This is a genomic window from Oerskovia sp. NPDC060287 (assembly GCF_042726775.1).
Lineage (GTDB): Bacteria > Actinomycetota > Actinomycetes > Actinomycetales > Cellulomonadaceae > Oerskovia > Oerskovia merdavium.
In genome coordinates this window covers 1-5163 of sequence record NZ_JBHXBO010000266.1, presented here as the reverse complement: position 1 = coordinate 5163, position 5163 = coordinate 1, and the positions used below count along the sequence as shown (strand labels likewise).

The 5163-nt window shown below is 71.3% G+C and carries 4 protein-coding genes and 1 pseudogene; 1 reads left to right on the top strand and 4 read right to left on the bottom strand.

Annotated features, from left to right (window positions below; all coding sequences use genetic code 11):
• A pseudogene (locus tag ACFWFR_RS17135) lies at nucleotides 1–195 on the top strand (glycosyl transferase); the annotation flags it as partial.
• 304 nt (nucleotides 196–499) lie between these two features.
• On the opposite strand, the gene ACFWFR_RS17130 reads toward ACFWFR_RS17135, so the two are convergent.
• The 4 genes from ACFWFR_RS17130 to ACFWFR_RS17115 form a co-directional block, all read right to left on the bottom strand.
• Nucleotides 500–1813 (bottom strand): ATP-binding protein, encoded by a 1314-nt coding sequence (locus ACFWFR_RS17130; RefSeq protein WP_377623810.1) that lies wholly within the window; start codon nucleotides 1811–1813, stop codon nucleotides 500–502.
• Nucleotides 1810–2523, bottom strand: a complete 714-nt coding sequence (locus ACFWFR_RS17125) for a LytTR family DNA-binding domain-containing protein (RefSeq protein WP_191801875.1) — start codon at nucleotides 2521–2523, stop codon at nucleotides 1810–1812. Before ACFWFR_RS17125 ends, ACFWFR_RS17130 begins: the two co-directional genes overlap by 4 nt.
• 108 nt (nucleotides 2524–2631) lie before the next feature.
• On the bottom strand, nucleotides 2632–4080 hold the full coding sequence (locus tag ACFWFR_RS17120; protein ID WP_377623809.1) for an MFS transporter: 1449 nt from the start codon (nucleotides 4078–4080) through the stop codon (nucleotides 2632–2634).
• A gap of 123 nt (nucleotides 4081–4203) precedes the next feature.
• Nucleotides 4204–5127 carry a PhzF family phenazine biosynthesis protein gene (locus ACFWFR_RS17115; protein WP_377623807.1) on the bottom strand — a complete coding sequence of 308 codons (924 nt, stop codon included), beginning with the start codon at nucleotides 5125–5127 and terminating at the stop codon, nucleotides 4204–4206.
• Nucleotides 5128–5163 lie beyond the last annotated feature (36 nt).

The following is a 5163-nucleotide window of genomic DNA, read 5'->3' as shown; positions in this document are numbered from 1 at the left end:
ATCCGTTCGGGGACCCGCCAGTCCCTGGCCAAGAAGGACACCTTCTGGGCCGAGGTCCGCACCCAGGACCCGGCCCTGTACCGGCGCCTGCGCCGTACGACCTTGCACCAGATCTCCAACCTGCCCGGACGCCCCGGGCGCACCATCTCCGTCCTGGCGTACAAGACCGCCCAACGCGTCATCGGCTTCAACTAGCACCCACCCCGGCGCACCGGCTAGCGGCCCGGCTTCACCACCGACCCGGCCCGGCCCGGCTTCACCACCGAACCCAGCCCGCGTCGAGCCCCCGCCCGCATGGTTCACACCGAGGCCTCGCTCGGCGAACACGCCAGGAGAACCCCCGGTGATGTTTCTGCGCAGCCACCACAAATGTGGTGGCTGCGCGAACAACACCACCCACCCCCGGGGGAGACCCTGGTCGGGGCTGCGGGGCTGCGGGGCTGCGGGGCTGCGGGGCTGCGGGGCTGCGGGGCTGCGGGGCCGTCCGGCTCGAGCCCCCTCAGCGCTCCGGGACCGGGATCAGAGCCCGCACCACGAACCACCCGGACTCGGTGTGCACCGTGAGAGAGCCGCCGTAGCTCTCGACGACCTGGCGCATGTTCCGCAGGCCGTACCCGTGGTTGAGCGGGTCGCCCTTGGTGGTGCGCGGGATCCCGTCGTCGAACTCCAGGTCGCCCAGGTGGTAGTTCTCGAAGCGCACCAGGACGAGCGAGTTCTGGGTGTAGACCGCGACGCGGACGAGCCGGTTCTCCGGGTCCGGCAGGGTCGCGGTGCTCTCGATCGCGTTGTCGAGCGCGTTGCCGAACAGCGCGCTGAGTCCCATGGGATCCATGAAGGACAGGGCTGCGCCGTCGACCACGCACGTCAGGGTGATCCCGAGCTCGGTGCACTGGGACGTCTTCGACGTCAGGATCGTGTCGAGCACGGGGTTCCCCGTCTCGACCTGCGCCCCGTATCCCTGGATGCTCTCCTCGAGCTGGTCGAGGTACGACGCCTTCGCGTCCGGGTCCTCCTCCGCACGGATCGCCGTGACGAAGTGCTTGAGGTCGTGATACTTGCGGTGGACGATGTCGATGTTCCGCTTGGAGTGCAGGTAGTGGTCGTGCTGGGAGTGCAGCATCCGGTTCATCGCCTCGACCTCGACCGCGCGCTGGAGCTCGAGCCGCTGCCCCTGCTGCGCATAGAGAGCGACGTATCCCGCGAGGTCGACGAGCGTGCGGATGTAGAAGATCTCGGGACCGAACTGCGCGCTGAACGGGGTGTTCGAGCTCACGAAGCTCACGTTGCTCATGAGGAACGTGACAGCGGCGATCGACGACGCGCTCAGCAGGCCACGGCGGTCGACGTCGAGCCGTTGGTCGGGCGGAAAATGTCGCCGCTCGATGAAGTAGGCCGCGGTGAACGCCGCGCCGTACACCAGGACCAGCAACCCCACCTGGATGCCGACCCCCGTGAAGCCCTGGTCGACGGCATAGCTGTAGAGCTGCCAGTGGAGGGACGCGACGAGCTCGGCGAGCACGAACGCGCGCGCCGTGAAGTACCCGGCCTCGCGCGTCGAGACGTCGGCACAGACCACGACCACGGCGAACATCGCGGCGACGGCCATCGCCATGCCGAGGGTCCACAGGGCGATCGGCAGCCCGCCCGCGAACGTCTGGACGGCCCACAGGAGGCCCAGGCCCAGGCCGAGCGCGAGGGCCAGGACCGGCGGGGTGAACCGCTTGCGCAGGAGCAGGATGTAGACGAGGCACGCGGACCACTCGGCGAAGGCCGTGAAACCGCGGGGGATGTCGGTCGGGAGATCCCCGATCACGCGACGTGCCCTCCGACGTGGTCGGCGAGCGCGTCGAGGAACGCGCGCTTGCGCGGGCGGCTGATCTGGAGCTCGTCCCCGCCGAGCATGACGCACGTGCTCTGCTTGACGGCCGTCACGTGGCGCATGTTCACCAGGTAGCAGCTGTTGCTCCGGAAGAACCCCTTGTCGCCGAGGTCCGCCTCGAACGCCTTGAGAGTGCCCGTGAACGAGTACGTCCGGTCGACCGCGTGCACGACGACCCGGTGCTTGATGCTCTCGACGTAGACGACGTCGAGCAGGTCGACACGGGCCAGCTCGCCGTTCACGGTCAGCATGACCGAGTCCGTCCCGCTGCGCCGGACACGCTCGATGCTGCGACGCAGCTCCTGGGAGAACGCGAACCAGGGGACGGGCTTGACGAGGTAGCTCAGGGCGTCGACCTCGTAGCCGTGGATCGCGTACTGGGCCATGTTGGTGACGAACACGATGACGACCCGCGTGTCGAGCGTGCGGAGGTGCCGGGCCGTGTCCAGGCCGTCGAGGTCGTTCATCTGGACGTCGAGGAACAGGATGTCGAACTCGGGTCGGTACCCCGTGACGAGCTCGCGCCCGTCCGCGAACGTGCGGACGTCGAACGTCACGTCGTTCTCCGCCTGATAGCGATCGAGGTGATCGAGCACGATCTGCCTGCTCGCCGACTCGTCGTCGACCACGCCGATGCGGATCATAGGACTGCTCGACCTCCTCTGGGATGACCCCCCAAGATACCAAGCGTGGACGGCCTGGAATCCGTGCGAACAGGCGGATTCGGGCATGTCATGACGTGATGTCCGAGGCTACGCGCGCTCGGGCACGAGGGTCCTTGCCTCGCGAGGCAGCGGCTTGACCTGGCCGGCCAGCGCGAGGCTCAGCACCATGGCCGCGCAGATGGTCAGGAGCGCGTAGCGGCCCCCGATCTCGTCGGCGAGCAGACCCAGGACCGGGGGAGCGGTGAGCTGGGCGAACGAGCTGAAAGACGTCACGACGGACACACGCGCGGGCGAGCGGAGCGGGTCGTCGGACGCGGCGGCGATCGCGATCGGGTTGGCCAGCGCCGCGCCGCAGCCCCACAGCACGATCCCGAACCACGCGAGCCAGATCTGCGGGGCCAGGCCGAACAGCAGGAGGCCCACGAGGGCCGAGACGCCCGAGGCGCGCAGCACCGTGACACGTCCGAACCGGTCGATGAGGCCCGTCCCGGCGAAGCGGAAGACCGTCATGGCACCCACGAACGTCCCGTAGGCCATGGCGCCCACGGCCTCGCGCACCTCGAAGCCGTCGACCATCGCGATCGAGAGCCAGTTGCCCGCCGACCCCTCGGACAGCGACGAGGCCAGCAGGACCAGACCGATGAGGATGGTCCGCGGCTCGCGCCACGCCGACAGGGCCGAGCGCATGCCCGCGCCGCGCCTGGGCGGCTTCTGCGCCGCGTCCCGGGCGACGTGGGCACCCCGGGCGGTGCTGTCACCGTCGGAGCTGCCGGTCGCGCGGGCCGGGCCGGCACCTGCGGCGACTCGCGGTGCCTCTGCGCCAGCCGCACCGTCCGCCTCGTCGACGACGGCCCCCGACACCGCGGGCTCGGTCGCGGCGCCCGCGGGGGACTCGGCGAGGTCGTGCTCGAGCTCGGCCGGGCTCACGCCCGACGCGGCTTCGGCACCGGCGCGGCGCTCGGGCGCGAACACCGTCGCGGGTCCGATCGTCACGGCCCGGGCGACCGCGACCGCGACCGTGACGATCACGAGCTGCACCGAGATGTGGATATGGGCCGCGGAGAACGCGGCGCCCACGAGAGCACCGGCGCCCGCGCCGATCGAGAAGGCCGCGTGGAAGTGCGGCAGGATCGCGCGCCCCACCTGCTGCTCGACGAGCGCGCCGTTGAGGTTGATGGGCACGTTCATCAGCGCGCCGCTCACGCCGTTGAGGAACGCCCCGACCGCGAAGATCCCGACGCTGCCCACCGCGGTGCCCCATGCGACGAGCAGCAGGGCGACCAGGTTGAGGGCCGTGGCCGCCACGAGGGTGCTGCGGCTGCCGAACCGGGACACGATCGCGCCCGTCGAGACCACGGCGAACAGCGCGCCGACCGCGCCCACGATGAGGATCAGACCGAGCTGGGCCGAGGAGACCCCGAGCGCGTCGCGGATCGAGGGCAGCCGCGTCATCCAGCTCGTGCCCACGATGCCGAAGAGCGCGAAGAGCGCCATCAACGACCAGCGCGCGCGAACGACTGTGAGGTTCCCTGACATTGGATGAACTCTATGCCGCCTGGGATCGCGCTCTCACACTGTTTCCCTGGGCGGGACGACGACGTCCGGCCCAACCCGGCGTGCTGCTCACCGGAGCCCCGCCGGCCCCGGCCGGCGCCTGGCTCAGAGCAGAACGGTCCCCTCGATGCACGTCACGGCGTCGCCGCCGACCCACACGGCCCCGGAACCGTCGCGCGTCACGTGCACGCGCCCGGCCCGCCCGAGCGCCGTGCCCTGGCTCGCGACGTACGCCTGCGGGAGCAACCCGTCGGGCACGAGCCACTGGCCGACGACCGCGTTGAGGCTGCCCGTGACCGGGTCCTCGGGGATGCCCATGTCGAGCGCGTAGCCGCGCACCTCGACCGCTGCCCCGTCCGGGCCGTCGTACCGGCCGTCGCCGAGCGCCCCGTACGGCCCGACGACGCCGATCGCCAGGTCGCCCAGGCCCGTGAAGTCGGGGTCGAGCGCGAGGACCTTCTCGGCCGAGCCGAGCAGCAGCACGCGCCACCCGGGCCCGTTGTCGAGGAACCGGTGGTCGACGACGTCGCGCGCCTCGAGACCGAGCGCGCGCGTGATCGCGGCGAGCGTCGAGGGGTCGAGCGGTTCGTCCGCGAGGAGACCGGGCGCCGCGAAGGCGAGCCGACCACCCGGGGCGGCTCCGCCGTCGGGCGGGGTGGACGACGCGTCGCGGCGCAGCGGCACCAGACCGATCCCGCACTCCTGGACCACGACCCCCGGCTCGCGCGGCGTGCCGCCCGCCGCGAGCCACGCGTGGCACGAGCCGAGCGTCGGGTGCCCCGCGAACGGCAGCTCGCCCGCGGGCGTGAAGATGCGCAAGCGGTAGTCCGCTCCGGCGGCCGCACCCTCCGGGGAAGGGGGCAGCAGGAACGTGGTCTCGGAGAGGTTGGTCCAGCGGGCGAACGCGGCCATCTGCTCGTCCTCCAGCCCGACGGCGTCACGCACCACCGCGACCGGGTTGCCCCGGTAGGGGGTCGTCGTGAAGACGTCGACCTGCGAGAACGGGCGGTTCCGGGGCGGAGGGGTCATGCGTCCGACGCTACCGCCCGGCTCGCGTCGGCGCGC